Annotated in this window: 11 protein-coding genes; 2 read left to right on the forward strand and 9 right to left on the reverse strand. The window is 49.4% G+C overall.

Going from position 1 to position 15,755, the window contains the following annotated elements; all coding sequences use genetic code 11:
• Positions 1–5: 5 nt before the first annotated feature.
• The 6 genes from H5715_RS02375 to H5715_RS02400 all read right to left on the reverse strand — a co-directional run bounded on the left by H5715_RS02375 (position 6) and on the right by H5715_RS02400 (position 8,031).
• Positions 6–1,337, reverse strand: a complete 1,332-nt coding sequence (locus H5715_RS02375; RefSeq protein ID WP_221892330.1) for an NAD(P)/FAD-dependent oxidoreductase — start codon at positions 1,335–1,337, stop codon at positions 6–8.
• Between the two features lie 154 nt (positions 1,338–1,491).
• Positions 1,492–2,814, reverse strand: coding sequence for a sensor histidine kinase (locus tag H5715_RS02380; RefSeq protein ID WP_075186145.1), 1,323 nt, complete (start codon positions 2,812–2,814; stop codon positions 1,492–1,494).
• Positions 2,801–3,469, reverse strand: coding sequence for a response regulator transcription factor (locus tag H5715_RS02385; protein WP_075186144.1), 669 nt, complete (start codon positions 3,467–3,469; stop codon positions 2,801–2,803). The genes H5715_RS02380 and H5715_RS02385 overlap by 14 nt, the downstream gene beginning before the upstream one ends.
• Before the next feature lie 113 nt (positions 3,470–3,582).
• A complete protein-coding gene (locus H5715_RS02390) occupies positions 3,583–4,125 on the reverse strand; it encodes a rhodanese-like domain-containing protein (protein ID WP_075186143.1) in 543 nt (180 codons plus the stop codon).
• A gap of 21 nt (positions 4,126–4,146) precedes the next feature.
• Positions 4,147–4,452 carry an ArsR/SmtB family transcription factor gene (locus tag H5715_RS02395; protein ID WP_075186142.1) on the reverse strand — a complete coding sequence of 102 codons (306 nt, stop codon included), beginning with the start codon at positions 4,450–4,452 and terminating at the stop codon, positions 4,147–4,149.
• A gap of 147 nt (positions 4,453–4,599) precedes the next feature.
• Positions 4,600–8,031, reverse strand: a complete 3,432-nt coding sequence (locus H5715_RS02400) for a methyl-accepting chemotaxis protein (RefSeq protein ID WP_075186141.1) — start codon at positions 8,029–8,031, stop codon at positions 4,600–4,602.
• A 298-nt stretch (positions 8,032–8,329) separates the two neighbouring features.
• Between H5715_RS02400 and H5715_RS02405 the strand changes: the two genes are divergently transcribed.
• Positions 8,330–9,325, forward strand: a complete 996-nt coding sequence (locus H5715_RS02405) for a Gfo/Idh/MocA family protein (RefSeq protein WP_075186140.1) — start codon at positions 8,330–8,332, stop codon at positions 9,323–9,325.
• Positions 9,326–9,374: 49 nt separating this feature from the next.
• Here H5715_RS02405 and H5715_RS02410 read toward each other — a convergent pair whose 3' ends face one another.
• Entirely contained in the window at positions 9,375–10,244 is an 870-nt protein-coding gene (locus H5715_RS02410) for a peptidylprolyl isomerase (RefSeq protein ID WP_075186139.1), read from the reverse strand.
• 124 nt (positions 10,245–10,368) lie between these two features.
• Complete coding sequence (locus H5715_RS02415) at positions 10,369–11,655, reverse strand: sugar MFS transporter (protein ID WP_075186138.1); 1,287 nt, start codon at positions 11,653–11,655, stop codon at positions 10,369–10,371.
• Between the two features lie 140 nt (positions 11,656–11,795).
• Between H5715_RS02415 and glk the strand changes: the two genes are divergently transcribed.
• Entirely contained in the window at positions 11,796–12,755 is a 960-nt protein-coding gene (gene glk, locus H5715_RS02420; protein WP_075186137.1) for a glucokinase, read from the forward strand.
• A 308-nt stretch (positions 12,756–13,063) separates the two neighbouring features.
• On the opposite strand, the gene H5715_RS02425 is transcribed toward glk, so the two are convergent.
• Positions 13,064–15,622 (reverse strand): glycoside hydrolase family 3 protein, encoded by a 2,559-nt coding sequence (locus H5715_RS02425; RefSeq protein WP_075186136.1) that lies wholly within the window; start codon positions 15,620–15,622, stop codon positions 13,064–13,066.
• Between the last annotated feature and the right edge of the window lie 133 nt (positions 15,623–15,755).

A 15,755-nucleotide genomic window follows, 5' to 3' on the forward strand; every position in this document is an offset into this window, starting at 1 on the left:
GCTTTTTAGGCGACCTGAGATTGTGAGGGAATGGTTGTTTTATCGATCTTGCAATAGTGCTGCCCGAAGATAAGCTGGGGCAGGTACTTACTAACGGGTATTTGGTTTTGCATCAGCTCGAAATACTCATTGCCATCGCGAGTATCGCCAAACAAAACGATGCCAACGATACGGTCGTTTTCAAGCAATAGTTTGCGGTACATATTATTGGCGGGGTCTTGCATGATGATTTCGTGGTGGTGAGCCCGAGTGATAAATTCTCCCGCCGAGTAGAGCTGTACACCGGAGACCTTTAGTTTGGTGGCGACAGGCTTTGTTGAAAACGGTGTTAAGCGGTCACTGGTCAAGCGATCGGCTAGGGTAGTGCATTGCTGCCATATTGGTTCAACAAGCCCAAAGGTATTGCCGTCGTGCTCACAGCATTCACCCAGCGCGCTGATATTAGCAGAGGACGTGTTCAAAAAATCATCGACGAGAATAGCGCGCTTGGTTTCAATACCGCTCTCTGTCGCTAGCGCCGCATTGGGGCTGATTCCTGTGGCGATAACAACTAAATCGCAAGGCAGAGTCTCTCCGCTTTTCAGGCTTGCACTGCAAACAGTATCGCGGCCGTTGAATTGCGTAATTTCATCGCCGAGGCGAAAATCGATGAGCAGATTGTGCATGACTTTACGTAGCAGATCGCCCGCGTTTTTATCCAGCTGACGGTTGAGCAGCCAGTCCGAGCGGTGAATAAGCGTAACTTTTATATCTTTTTGGGCCAGTCCGTAGGCCGCTTCCAAACCCAGCAGTCCTCCCCCGACAACAATGGCGGATTTCGCGTTTTGGCTTACCTGGTCAATAGTGTGAACATCGTCCAAGGTTCGAAAAGGAAAAATATGGGCGAGGTGTTGGTTTTTTGCCGGGATTTTACTGGGGCTTGAGCCAGTTGCTATAACGAGGTGGTCGTAACCGATTTGTTTGCCATTTTCCAGCTTTACGGATTGGTTTTCCGGCTGAATGGAGGTTACCCGCGCACCACCATAAAAACGAATATTGTTGGCTGCATACCACTTGCTGTCCTTTTGAATAATATCACTATGCTTCAGCTCACCGGCCAGTACCGGTGAAAGCATAATACGGTTATAGCTTCCCTGCAGTTCATCACCCACAACGGTTATATCGAACTTGTCTGGACTGCGCTTCATAATCTCATCGATTAGTCGGCCTGCGGCCATACCGTTGCCGGCGATCAGGAGTTGTTGTTTGCTTTTTTCGGCAGTGGGTATCACTGAATCTGTACCTCGGTTTCGAGAGCAACCCTGATGCGGGTGTTCTGTTTTGGTTAGCGTTGGCACTGTTTGAGTGCCTGTCTGGGCTAATGAAAACAAAATTTTTCGGCGCGGCTCAATTAAAATACTCAAAAACGCACCAATGAAGTGCTTAAAGCATGGAAAATGCTGACTATAGGAGGACTTTAGCAATAAGCAGACCAGCTTAGATCGTTATTGCTTAGAAACGTATTCTGGCTGTTGCCTGGTGGTCGTCCACATGGAAACTGAATTGCCAGCCCTGTTTTTCGGTAATTTTCTGGACCAGAGTTAAGCCCAGCCCAAAGCTTCCTGTGACAAGTGCCTGGGCTGCATCCTGGGGCCTGGGGGAGACATAGCTGTAGGAGTGATTGCAGTTGACAATTTCAAGGCTGTTGCTAGCGATTGCCTGGATGCTGATGGCGCCGTCCCCACAGTGTTGAAAGGCGTTGCGGATTATATTATCCAAAACAATATGCGCAAGTGCGGCTTCCATTTCCTGTGTGCCCAGGGCATCCAGATTCAGGTTAAGTGATACTTGTTTGCCTTCATTCAGGTTTTGGTTCTCTTCGATAATGTCGCGTGTGAGTGTTTTTAAACAAGTTGCTTGCTTGGATGGGGCTGAATAGTTCTCGATCGCTAGCCATAGAATGGCTTCAGTGACGGATTTCATCGTGTCGCCAGCGCGCCGAATTCGCTGTACTAGGCTATCAATCTCATCGTTGCCGATTTTACGTTTGTATTCGAGTACATCCAGTGCGTTGCGGATAATCGCGATGGGCGTGCGCAATTCGTGGCTGGCGTTGCGTAAAAACTGTCGTTCGCGCTCGTTGTACTGGTGAATTCGTTTAAGTGCGTTATACAGGCTGTCGGCCATCTGTCCAATTTCATCGGCCTGAATATTACGTGGCAGTTGTTCTGGCGGGCTGGTTTGATCGAGTTTGTCGATCCAGCGGGAAAGGCTTGTAATCGGGCGCAAGGCTCGGGCTATAGTGGTTTTAAATACCAGTAACATGGCAATAACCAGAATGCCGCCGACAATGGCCAGTAATTTGAATTTTCGCCACACTTTTTCAGCTACGGCATCAGAAACGGTTATTGTGTAAAAAATAAATAGGCGTTCGCTGGTATCGGGCAGGTGGGATATCAGCAGGTGGTAATGCGATTCAGTTCCAGGGTTTTTGTTAAATCGATAGATAAGACCCTCTTCATCTGCCCCCCATTTATGCCACTTACGATGGGGGTACCACTGCAATATCTCTTTGGGCAGGTTGTCTTCACCGATATAGCCTTTCAGTGTTTGGCTATTGGGTAGCGGAGCGTCGTGGTCTTTTTGGTAGGCCTGCTTGAACAGAAGGGCTTCCTGCCAGACGATGCCGTGGGTGGCATCTGATAACCCCCATTCATAGAGCATTGCGAGCATGGTGGTGTAGAACGACACCAGTAAAATCGAAAAAATCAGAACGATTTTACTGATGCGTGCGCGCAGTGAATAGTTGCGACCTAGGGGCTTAACTGTTGTCACGTACTGCAACTCCAACGCCTCGTAAGGTATGTATCAAGGGCTGGTCGAAGGGCTTATCGACGAGTTTACGCAGAGTGTATAAATGGGATTTCAACGCTTCCGAGTCGGGCGGGCTATCTTTCCACAAAACGTTTTCCAGCTCGTAGCGGGATAACACCCGCGGGCTGGCCTGAACTAGCGCCACTAATAATTTCCAGCAGGCGGGAGAAAGGTCAATGGATTTACCTGCACGGATGGCTTGGTGATTGTCCAGGTTGATTTCCAGATCAGCAACTTTTAGGGAGGAGCCGTTGGTGGTTTTGCGCTTGGTAATCGCGCGTATACGTGCAGCTAGTTCCGGTAGATCAAAGGGTTTAACCAGATAGTCGTCTGCGCCAGCTTCGAAGCCAGCCAGTTTATCATCCAACGTGTCTCGTGCGGTTAGCATGATTACCGGGGCGTTGTTGCCGCAGTCGCGCAGGGTTTTGCACAGGCTAAGGCCATCAATGCCGGGCATCATGATGTCCAGAATCATTGCGTCATAGGTGTTGTCTCTGCACAGTTCCAACGCGTGGTCGCCGCGTTCGGCGTAGTCGCAGTCGAACTCCTGCAGTTCAAGATAATCCAAGACATTGGCGGCTAGGTCGCGGTTGTCTTCTACTAGTAGCACTATCATGGTTGTTCCCTCCAACAGACAAGTATACCGCAGAATAGCAGGAGTTTTTACCTGAGCTTGACTTGCTTGGTCTTGGTAGCAGGGTATCGGGGTACCCTGCGTGAAGGAGGAATCTATCGATTCCAGGGCATGCGAGTCAGCAGGAATGCCAAGCCGCAGCGGTTAGTAACACCCGCGAAAATGAGGCCGGCGCCGACAAAGCCCGACATTAATAGGAAGTTGGGGTTGACGTTTATACCCAAAATTACACCGGCAAGGATAACTATACCGGCAGCAATGCGTACTTGACGTTCCAGCGGAATACTTTTGCGCTCGCCTTTGTTGATGTTCCCTCCAGCGGCCTTGATACCGTTTATACCGCCTTCGATAATCACCCACTCTACACCCGCCAGTTTACCCAGTTGGCGAACGGTGGCCTCTGCACGCATACCACTCTGGCACAGCAAGAATACGCGTTGGTCTTCATTCTGTAGATTGGTGGTTATGCTGTCATTGACGGCCTCTGCTGAAATACCCTGGAAGGGCAGGCAAATACAGTTGTCGATATTTTCCCGGTCGATCTCCGGCTGGGTTCGCAGGTCGACAATGGTCAACTCACTGGTCTGACTGCTGCGCAGTGTTTCAAATTCCGCTGCACTGATACGATTAATGGTCATAGTTAACTCGCTGGTGGGTTACTAGGGGCGATCCGGGCAATAGATGGACTTTAACGTGGTAATAATTCGGATGGCGTGATCGCCGGAAAGGCGATAGAACACTGTTTGGCCTTCCTTGCGTGTGGCGACAAGGCCTGCTTCACGCAACCGGGCCAAATGCTGGGACAGGGCCGACTGGCTAAGGGGAACCAGTTTGTTTAGTTCGCCAACGCTCATTTCATGGCTACCGAGGGAGCAGCACACCATCAAACGGCTTTCATTGCCTAATTCTTTTAGCAGGCTGGCGGCATCTTTGGCGTGTTCTGAGAGCTCGTCATGCGGGTTCACAGATAATTCCTCTTGTCTGGAATAGGTTGTTTCCTGATCACAGGACGCGAACGCGCGATTCTATATAGGGTTGACTGGGGAGGCAAGTGGCGGAAGTGAGGTAGGTGCAAGACAAACGAGGATAGCTCCCCGTTTGTCTTGGTGCGCTTAGCGGGTAAAAAAGGCGACCATCTGCTCCATTTGGTGTGCTTGCTCTGCAATACTTTCGCTAGTGGCAGAGGCTTCTTCAACCAGTGCGGCGTTTTGTTGGGTCATTTGGTCCATTTGCGCTATGGCGGCGTTAACCTGCTCTATGCCGGAGCTTTGTTCGCGGGCGCTCGTGAAGATCTGATCCATCATATCTCCAACGCGTTCAATCTCGGTGACTATGTTTTGCAAGGTTTTACCGGAGCTTTCTACCAGGCTCGATCCATCATCGACTTTCGTGGTGGAGTCGCGGATCAAATCCTTAATCTCCTTTGCTGCGGATGCTGATCGCTGAGCCAGGTTGCGCACTTCCCCTGCAACTACCGCAAACCCACGCCCTTGCTCGCCAGCGCGGGCGGCTTCTACGGCTGCGTTTAACGCAAGCAGATTGGTTTGGAAGGCGATTTCATCAATCACGCCAATAATATTGGCGATCTTGTTACTGGACTGTGAGATTGCTGCCATCGCTTGGCCGCTGGCCCTGACTGACTCGTTACCTACGCGCGCGATTTCCATTGAGCGTTGACTCAGCTCGGTCGCACTCTTTGCGCTGTCTTCATTTTGTTTCACCAGTGTTAGGAGTTCTTCCATGCTGGATCCGGTCTGCTCCAGAGAGGACGCCTGCTCTTCGGTTCTTTGGCTCAGATCGGTATTGCCGGCGGATATTTCGTTTGTTCCTCTGGCGATATCTCTCGAGGAACTCGAAATTTTCTCAATAATATCTCTCAACTTTTCCACGGTAGCGTTGGCGTCGTCTTTCAGCTTCGCAAATTCTCCTTGATACTCCCGGTCGATTTTTTGTGAGAGGTCACCTTTTGCCAGGGCAGAGAAAACCCGCATCATATCGTTGAGCGCAATATTAGTGGTTTGAGTGAGGCGGTTGAGACCATCACTAACACTTTTGAAAAAGCCCGTTTTTCCCTCTGACATTATTGTTTGGCTAAAATCTCCAGCGGCGGCGGCGGTAATAATACTGTCTATCTCCTGTTCAATGGCGACTTCTGCAGTACGATCCAGCCATTCCGTTACTGTACCGATACGCTCTCCATCGATGTTGTTGATAGGGTTTGTCGTCAGTGTAAAGGTGCGGTCACCAGCGTTAATTTCGCTGTTGAATGTACGGTTAAGCTGATCGAGAATTGAGCGTTGGTGAGCTGGGTTTTTATGGAAGGTATCAATGTTTTTACCCAGCAGGTTGTCGGCACTAAATTGTCCGATATGACGGCTTAGATCCTCCTCGGCTGCCTTCATCATGGAGTTTAGGGAGCTGTTGGTGTAGATAATGTTAAAGTCTTTATCTGCGATCATGGTGCTGGTAGAAGAGCTGTCCAGAGCTTGTCGTATGCGTGCGTTTTCATCTGCAATACGTTTTACTTCGCGTTCATTTTCCAGCTTTTGAGTTATATTTTCCCACTCGACAACGGCACCAAGAAATTCACCGTCTTCATCGCGGATAGGCGTGGCAGATAGAAAGAAGTTTAAATTGGCAATGGCGAGCTCGACTTTAAAACTATCGCGTAATTCCTGTAGTAGGTGCCGTTGGTGAGCTGGGTTTTTGTGAAAGATATCAATATTGCTACCCATTAATGTACTGGAGTCAAAGCCGGGGATATCCTTTTGAATATCCTGCTCTGCGTCCAGCATGAGGGCATCGGCCGACTTATTCATATACACGATATTAAAGTCTGCATTGGCAATCATTACACCGGTAGCGGAAACGTCCAGAGCCTGTTTGATTATCAGCGTTTGCCTTGCCTGATTCTTTGCTTCTAAAGCGGCCGTTTCCGCGGCCTTGGCATTTTTGTCGGCTAGCGCTTGCTGGCGTAGCTGCTCGGCATTTGCCTCTTGGATATCCTTAACCGCAGCGTTTACCCCGTGAGTGAGCATTCCCAGTTGACCGGGGTAATTTTCAGATACCTTTTCCTTATAGTTTCCTTTCCCAAGCTCTTCCAATACTGTATTCGTCCCTGTAATGGACGAGGACAGGTTGGATAAAAGAGAGTTGAAAGCGCGGCTGGTATTGCCTATTTCATCCTGGTAATCGTTGCGTAATAGTGGTTGAAAATTGCCTTCGCGTTCAACCTGCTGGATAGTGTTGCCAAGCTGGAGGATAGGGGTGCTGACAAGCTTGCTGATATAAAAGGCGAAAAGAGTGATCGCAATCGCGCAGACAAGGGCGATAACCAGCAGCGCCCACTTCATCGAGCGGATTCCGGAAAAGGCTTCTGCTACACTGATCTCAGAAAGAATTACCCAGCTGAAATGGGTGAAGTTGATTTTACTGTAAGACGATAGCACCTGTTTATTGCTGTAATCTTGAATAATCTTATTTCCGGATTTTCCCTGCAGAGCCTCTTCGACTGACTGCGTTTTGACCGATCCGGTTTCCGGGTTTTTGAAGGAGGCAGATACAGAATGGTTCTCTGGATTCAAATAAGAATCGGAACGCATTAGATAGTCTTCGCCCACCAGATAGCTTTCACCGGTTTCCCCCATTCCTGATCGCTCGCTCATAATGGCATCGATTGGTTCCAAGGGGATCTGAAAGACTAAAACGGCTACGCGTTTTTCTTTGTAGAAGATGGGCGTGGCAATAAAACTGGAGGGAGCTTCGTAAGACGGCGGATAGGGTCTAAAATCTTTTAAAATCGATTGCCCTTTTTCCAGCGTTAAAGCCTCTCTAAAGCTTTCTGCGAAATTCGTTTCTGAGTAGGGGCCATCAAGCAGCGAGGTGGCATAATCCAACTCTTTATATACGGAGTAGACAATGTCGCCGCTTTTGGCGTCTGCGATAAAGAAGTCGTAGAACTCAAACTCCTTTACAAACTGGCGAAAACTATCGTGGTACTTAGTGTGTACTCGGTGGTAAATACTTTCTCCGTCGGTTTTGGAGAGTTTGTCTTTTTCTCCTAGAGGGTATTCGTTTTGTGCAATGTAGCGTGTCTGCATTACCGTGGCGAGGTCATTTAGTTTGGCGATAGCATTGTTGGTGTTGAAGGATGCTCCATTGTTTTTTTGAGCGTATTTAACGGCAAATTCGTCGGTGTAGTAGGTCTTGAGTGCTTGTCTAAATTCTAAGATCTGTAGAGCGTCGTAGTTTTCAGAATTCAAAACACGTTTGAAAGATCGTGTAAATGATCCTGCGGCGCTTACGACCATGGGCGTGTCAGCCATAGTGATGACTTGGCTGTGAACCTGGTCAAAATAGCGTTTTATGGCTGCAGACTTAATTTGCCGGACAGCATTCAAATGCTCGAAGGATTGCTGTTCAAGTTGCTGGGTTGATATGGACGCAGAAAGCACGGAAACGACAAGCATGGGTAGCAAGCCAGCCAGCAATAGCACAGAAATCAGTTTCTGTGCCAGCGAGAGGTTCATAAACCAGGTTTTCATCCTTACACCTTTAACTGAGAGAATTACTAAGCGGGAACGCTTGAGACGGTTGGGTGAAATTTGATCGGTAGAAAATAGTCATATAAAAACATGTTTCTAACCCACTAAAATATAGTGGAGCCGGAAAGTTCAGTTAGAACTATCTGCTATAAATGATGGGTTTTCACAAAACTAGAGCAATTAACGATGTTTGTCTGAGCTGAAGGGATGGTGAACATGGTAATTTGGCGTTCATGTTTGCATTTTAATTCACCTGGCTTGTGAGATACTGGCAACAAACTGAATCTGGAGAATAGTAATGTCTAAGCGACCGCTTCGATGGGGTATTTTAAGTACAGCGAAAATAGCGCGTGAAAAGCTGATTCCAGCCCTGAACGCGTCCACATTAAATGAAGTTGTTGCTGTGGCTTCAAGAACGGATGAGTCTGCGGCCGCGTTTGCACGCGAGCAGGGGTTCCCCCAGTCCTATGGTGATTACCAACACCTTCTGGATGCCGATGATATTGATATCGTTTACAACCCGCTCCCGAACCACTTGCACATCCCCTGGACTGTCAAGGCGGTAGAAGCTGGCAAGCACGTGCTGTGCGAAAAGCCTATCGCTTTGAATGAGTCCGACATGGCACCTCTGGATGCTGCGCTTAAAGCGCATCCGAATGTAAAGGTGATGGAAGCCTTTATGTATCGCTTTCATCCGCAGTGGTCGATGGCAAAAGATCTGTTGGATAATGGCAAAATTGGCAAAATTAATAGCATTGAAGCAGTGTTTACTTACTTCAATCGAGACCCTAAAAATGTGCGCAATATGCCTGGGATTGGTGGTGGAGGCTTATTGGATATCGGTTGTTATTGTATCTCGGCTACCCGTTATCTGCTGGGCTTGGAGCCGGTGCGAGTGATGGGCTCTTTGAGTATGGATGGCGACTTTCAGGTGGATCGCCATGCTCACGCCATGCTTGATTTTGGTGAGGTGCGCGCGAATATTTATTGCTCTACTCAAAGCGAACCCAGCCAGCGTGTTTACGTTTCTGGTGAGCATGGCAGTTTGTTGATGGAATTTCCGTTTTATCAGCCGGACAACGCTATGGCTCTCTTGAAGTTCTATCACGATCGGCAAGAAGAGGTGATTGAAACCGAGGCTTGTGATCATTACGTAAAACAGGTCGATGCACTTGCCGATGCGGTTATGCACGATAAGGCCGTACCGACACCGTTATCGGATGCCAGAAATAACATGAAGGTTATCGATGGGGTGTTTGCGAGTCACGAAGAGGGTAAGTGGATATCTCTCTAACTATAACGAAAAAAACGCAGCAATAGCTGCGTTTTTTATCTTTCGCCGTTTACCTTTTTCTTGCAAAGCGGCCAAATACTGCGAGTAGCACAAGCCCAAATAAGGTTGAACTGCCACCGCCAGAACTACCACTATTGTTATCGGAGCTGCTAGAGCTACTGGAACTGTTTGAGCAGGAAGGGTCTGTTGCGCTGTGGGAATCGATAAGTGTATTTTCTTCAATCGTTAACGATGCACTGGTATTCACCGTTGAATCAGTGACAACAATAGCGTCAACATGCACGATATTGTCTTTCTTCACAGGATTGTAGTTATCGGTATTCGCGTTAATGTAATACTCGGTGTATTCCTCTAGGGTATAGCCGGTCAGTGGGAGGGTGCTAAAACTGCTGCCCATATTGAAAACGGGCAATTGTGCTATCGAGTCAACAACCTGCATACCGTCACCCGCAACCTGGCCAAATACGGCATAGCCACCATTTTGGGGATCCAACTCGGCACTGTTATCTGTCAGATTAATAAACCATTGGTTGGTGGCGCTATTAGGATCGCAGGCAACCTTGGCCATGGAGATGGTACCGCGAAGATTCGAGTATACCGGTTCGTTACTCACGGGGGCGTTTGTCTCTGTGTACACCGGCCCATCTTCATTGCTAAAGGTCAACCCGCCGCCCTGAATAACAAAGTTCTTTACGGAGCGATGGATCATGGTTTCGGTATAGAGACCATTGTCTACATAGTCTAAAAAGTTGGCGACTGTTTGGGGGGTGTCCTCATCAAAGAGAATAACTTCGAAATTGCCAAGAGACGTTTGGAACTGAACGGTTGTTGCCTGTGCTGTTTGCAGCAGCATGCTGCCAGCGATTAAAAACAGACCAGTGAAAGTGGGGGTAAAAGAGCGGGAGTTTATTTTTAGCATGGTGATTTTTGACTCTACATAATAAAGCTATAACAAACGCCACCTTACTGCATTCAGGTGGCGTGGGCGAGTAAAAGAGGCATTAAGAAACGTAAACTTTTGTTAATTGAGAGTCCGGGGAGATTTACTCGTCATCGAGGTGATAACCCTTTACGCCGTAGAAGGCGATATAGATATAACAGAGAATCGGCAACAGGAAGGAAATTTGAAGGCCTATATTATCGGCTAATAGTCCCTGTATGGGGGGGATTATCGCTCCGCCAACAATGGCAACGCATAAAATCCCTGAGCCCTGACTGGTTGCGGGGCCGAGCTTATTGACGGACAAGCTGAAAATAACTGGGAACATAATGGAATTAAACAAGCCAATCGCCAGTACCGACCAAACGGCAATATTGCCGCTGGAGAGTGAGGCGGCCAGGAGTAAAATTGAGGCGGCTACAGCGGCAAAGGTTAAAAGCTTTTGCGGCTTAAAGCGCAGCATTAAAGCAACACCTAGAAAGCGCCCAACCATTGCGGCCCCCCAATAAAACGAGATCATTGAACCTGCTTGCCTCTTGGGCATATTGGCAACGTCGGGTTCACCGAGGAAGTCCACAATAAAGCTACCTATCGACACTTCTGCACCCACATAAAGAAAGATACCCAGAGCCCCCAGTACCAGATGCTTATACTGCCAGGCAGATTTTGCAGTGTGGTTAGCGTCCTCTGCGGCATCGACAATCACCGGCAGGTTTTTCAGCAGCGCAAAAACGATGGATAAGCCTATAAGTGAGGATGCGAGAATCAAATACGGTAGCTGAACGCTTTCGGCCTCGGTTTGACGGTGTGCTTCCAGGTCGATGGCGCTCAGAGAGCCGATATCAACCGTCGCGGCTGAAAAGATCAATATCGAGCCAAAGATTGGGCCTAGCGTGGTGCCCAGCGAGTTAAGTGCCTGGGTGAACGTCAATCGCAGTGATGCGCCCTCCGGCTTACCTAGGCGTGTTACATAGGGATTGGCTGCCACTTGTAAGATGGTTATTCCCGAAGCGAGTACAAACAGCGCGGCAAGAAACAGCCCGTAAACGCGCATAGTCCCTGCTGGGTAAAACATTAAGCAGCCAACTCCGGCGATTAGCAGGCCCAGTACAACGCCTTTTTTGTAGCCAATTTGTTTGATTAGCGCACCGGCTGGGTAAGACACTACGCCGTAAGCGCCAAAAAAGGCGAACTGCACTGCAGACGCCTGGAAGTGGCTAAGATCGAATACCGCTTTAAGATGGGGGATTAGGATATCGTTGAGAACGGTAATAAAGCCCCACATAAAAAACAGCGTCGTTAAAATTGCCAGTGGAACAAAGTGATTTTGTTCGGTTGAGGTTGAAGCTGAGGGAGCAGGAATATTGGTAGCGCCGGGAATACTTGCCATAGGGACCTCGAATTTATTGTTATTGATCAGAACCGGTTACATTCTTCAATGAATAGGCCGTCCGTGTCCAGCCCCGACTTGACGATTAGCGAGCCATTCCCTAGAGTGCGGGCACTAGAACAAATCAAGGGTTGGATTATATGTTTCCGTCGATTGTTGCAGATATTGGAGGTACAAACGCTCGTTTCGCACTTGTAACGGGCGAAGAAAATGGTCAGTTTGTGCTTGATCATATTCAGATTTTAAACGGTAGTGAATACGCCAGCTTTTCTGATGCCATGCGTGCATATATAGCGATGCTAGATGGCGTAACGCCGCACTCTGCTTGTGCCGCTATCGCAGGCCCTATTGAAGGGGACAGCGTTAGAATGACTAACCTCAACTGGTCTTTTGCGCCATCCGCCATACGGGAAGAATTTGGCTTCGAAAAATTTTCTGCCATTAATGATTTTGCTTCGCTCGCGGTTGCCACCAGTGCGCTGCTTCCTACCGATTTGATATCGATTCGCGAAGGCGAGCGGGAAGCGACCAGTAATAAAGCGATTCTTGGCCCAGGTACGGGCTTGGGTGTTGCCGGGTTGGCATATAGTAATGGTAGCTGGCTGCCTATTCCCAGCGAAGGCGGTCATGTAAACATCGCGCCGGCTACGCCGCTGGAGTGTGATGTGGTAAAAGCTGCCATGGCGCAACATGGCTATGTATCAGCGGAGGTCTTTATTTCCGGCCCCGGTTTGGTCAATCTCTATAACGCGCTTTGTGCGGTAAAAGGCGAGCAGCCTCGCTCTTTGCAACCTAAAGATGTGACAAGTGAAGCGATGGCTGGGGCCAACGCTACCTGCAAAGAAACGCTGGAGCTTTTCTGCAGCTTTATAGGCACGCTCTCGGGCAATTTGGCCCTGACCTATGGTGCGAAAGGTGGCGTGTATCTGGGGGGCGGAGTCCTGCCACGTATTGTCGATTTTCTTAAGTCCAGTGACTTTAACACCCGCTTTGCAGAGAAGGGCGTTATGAGCCCCTATGTAAAAGATATTCCAGTGGATATTATTGGCCACCCACAGACGGCATTTTTGGGTGCTGCGGCTTGGTTGGCGCAGCTATAGGTTAAAGTTTTACGAATAGAGAGCCCTTGTGCTCTCTATTCGCTACTTATTTCGTTTCTACCGCCATATTCTCGTAGCCCCTCCATAGCCGATTCCTAGCGCCACCTCCAGATAAATTATGGCACCTAAAGGGACGGTTTCTGGACGAACCACCCATCCAGTAAGAGTTAACCCGAACAGTCCACCGTTTCGGTGCGGCCTACCGGTCTTTCAATGCGATGACATAGGTAACCCCGTACCGCCCTGAGTTCGGCTTCGTTATTTGGTCAATAGAACCACTCTCTAACCTCGACTGTCCGTGTTGGAATTTACTGGGATAAACACAAATTAATGGCCGAGGGTTTTACCTTTCCCACTCGCATATTGCGCAGGCTTAGGGAAAGGTTTCCCGATGAATCGATCCTAAATGGGCTGTTAATTTTATGCAGGTCTGTACGGTGATCGGCTATACAGGATAGCGGGACATAAACCGGATGCCACTCGTTTTGAGTGAGTGCTTTTAACGGCTCTGTTACGTCTATCTGTTCTGAACATAAATGGCCACACTCCATTTTTAGCCACACCGTTTCGTTTGCGGATTGGCGAATATTGACTTCGAAAGCCAGAGACTGATCAGCGACTAAGTTGGGGACAAACGATTGAACTCTGCCATTTTGCAGTACGGCATTCACCCGTGGGGCGCCCGCCCAGACAAGGTCAATTTGCTCAATGTTTTTATCACCTGTGCGCGAAACTTTTGCGTTCAAACCGTGCCAACTGGTCTCGGTGTTTACGACAACTTTTTCCAGGCTTTTTAGCTCCAGGTGCAAGTTCATATCGCTACCACTTAAATCGTAGCCCGCGACCTGCAGTGGCTGGTCTGGCAAATCGCAACCGTTGATAAATGGTGGGTAGTTTTCATTCAGCTGTGGCGTTTGTACATCGCTTTGATAATTCAAGCCAAAGCCCAGCGGGTGCAGTGGTGGAGGGTTGTTGCCATCGCTGTTTGGACAGGGTTGTGACGGCCAGGAGAAGGGCAGTTTTCCTTTAAAACCCCGGGCACCGTCCAGCAGAACATCGGCGATGCCTTGGCCTTCGGAGCCCGGCAGCCAGGCCATAACAAAGGCATCGGATTGGTTCATTTCCTTCGCGACCAGACGCGGGCGGCCGGAAACAAATACCGATACCGTGGGAATTCCCTCGGCTTTTAGCGTGCTCAGTACCATAAGGGCTTGTGCGTATTCGCGGTTATATTCCAGGGTTTTTAGGTTCTGCAAATCGCCGCGCATCTCCGCATAGGGCTCCTCGCCGAAAACGACAACAGCAGCGTCGGGCCGTTTTCTGTAGCTCCCGTCCTCACTCAATTCTACGCTACCGCCAGCAGAGCGTGTGGTGTAAAGCAAACCCTGGTAAATACTGGTGGCGGCAGGGAAGTCTTCGGGCTTCGTGTCGTTACCTTGCCAGCTAATGGTCCAGCCGCCACTTTGCATTGCTACACTATCGGCGGCATTGCCGGTTACCAGAATATGACCGTCGGCGGCCAAAGGAAGTGTTTTGTTGTTGTTCTTCAGTAATACCAACGATTCGCGTACGGCTTGGCGAGCGATTTCTTGATGGGCAGCCGTGGATAACGTATCGCCAAAAGAATAAGTTGTGCGCGTAGAAGGCTGCAGTTCTTGAAACAGTCCGGCGCGCATTTTTACACGCAGAATCCGGGTCACGGCATCATCGATTCGCTCTATGGCAATGTCGCCGTTTTTTACCTGGGATAGGGTGTTGGCTATCATATTTGGCCAGTCTGGTTTCGTGGGTACCATTAGCATATCCACACCCGCATTGATGGCGGTGGCGCAATTGTCTCGGGTGCAGCCCTCAACATGGCCGGTAGCGTTCCAATCGCTGATCACAAAGCCATCAAAGCCCATATGATTCTTCAGTACATCGGTAAGCAGGTATTTTTGTGCGTGCATGGGCACTCCCTGCCAGCTGCTGTATGAGGCCATAACGGTTTGTACGCCGGAGCTGATGGTGGAAAGATAGCCCGTTACGTGCTCGTTGATTAATGCCTGCTCGCTCAGTTGGGTACTTCCCTGGTCATCTCCCCGTTCCGTGGCGCCGTCACCGATAAAGTGCTTTGCCGTCGCAATCACGCGGTCATTAGCCAGAAAGCGCTCAGAGCTAGGCTCACCCTGCAGGCCGATGACCATTGCAGCGGAAAGCTGGGCTGCGATACCGGGGTTTTCGCTGAAGCTCTCGTAAGCGCGGCCCCAGCGCAGGCTTTTGGCAATGGCAACGGTCGGAGCGAAGTTCCAGTCGAGGCCAGTGGCAACCATTTCCCGTGCAACGGCTTCACCAATCTCTCTTACTAGCTTGGTATTGTTGGCCGCTCCCAGGGCACTGTTGTGGGGAAATAACGTTGCACCTACAACATTATTGTGGCCGTGTACGGCATCGGTGCCCCAGAGAAGGGGAATCGCGGGAACGCCTTCGGGCATATTCCTGGCCGCATCCCAAAATTCATTTGCCAGTGCCATCCAGTCGTGGGGAGATGCGTAGCGGTCCTTGTTGGGGTACATACCGCCGCCATTTAATACCGAGCCAATGTAGTATTGGGTGACCTCTTCCGGGGTGATGTGGTCGATAGAGGGTTGCATCATCTGGCCAATTTTCTGCTCCAGGCTCATTCGGGCAAGTATCTCGGCAATTTTTTTCTCGGCCTTCGGGTCTTTGCCTATGGGGCTTTGGGGTGTTGGCCAATAAACGTTAGGCGTTTCTCCTCGTGCCATTGGCCCTTCAATACGGGTGTCTTCAGCGGGTGAGCAGGCCAATACCAATACTGCTGATAGTACGAGGCCTAATGGTTTTAACGCTGGAATATTCACTTCCATAGCTAATTTCCCTTATATGGTGATAGGAGCATATTGCCCGGAGTTTTCTCGTTATTGTTGCGAAAGTGGGGTGACGCCTGGTCTTTAACGAATGAAGGGTTGTTATTGTTATTTCTACGCCCCTGATTACGCG

Source organism: Teredinibacter haidensis (genome assembly GCF_014211975.1).
Lineage (GTDB): Bacteria > Pseudomonadota > Gammaproteobacteria > Pseudomonadales > Cellvibrionaceae > Teredinibacter > Teredinibacter haidensis.

Bases quoted from the DNA above. Each gene is read 5' to 3' on its own strand.
- H5715_RS02425 (WP_075186136.1), bottom strand. From the start codon at position 15,622: ATGGAAGTGAATATTCCAGCGTTAAAACCATTAGGCCTCGTACTATCA.
- H5715_RS02385 (WP_075186144.1), bottom strand. From the start codon at position 3,469: ATGATAGTGCTACTAGTAGAAGACAACCGCGACCTAGCCGCCAATGTC.
- H5715_RS02400 (WP_075186141.1), bottom strand. From the start codon at position 8,031: ATGAAAACCTGGTTTATGAACCTCTCGCTGGCACAGAAACTGATTTCT.
- glk (WP_075186137.1), top strand. From the start codon at position 11,796: ATGTTTCCGTCGATTGTTGCAGATATTGGAGGTACAAACGCTCGTTTC.
- H5715_RS02390 (WP_075186143.1), bottom strand. From the start codon at position 4,125: ATGACCATTAATCGTATCAGTGCAGCGGAATTTGAAACACTGCGCAGC.
- H5715_RS02405 (WP_075186140.1), top strand. From the start codon at position 8,330: ATGTCTAAGCGACCGCTTCGATGGGGTATTTTAAGTACAGCGAAAATA.
- H5715_RS02410 (WP_075186139.1), bottom strand. From the start codon at position 10,244: ATGCTAAAAATAAACTCCCGCTCTTTTACCCCCACTTTCACTGGTCTG.
- H5715_RS02415 (WP_075186138.1), bottom strand. From the start codon at position 11,655: ATGGCAAGTATTCCCGGCGCTACCAATATTCCTGCTCCCTCAGCTTCA.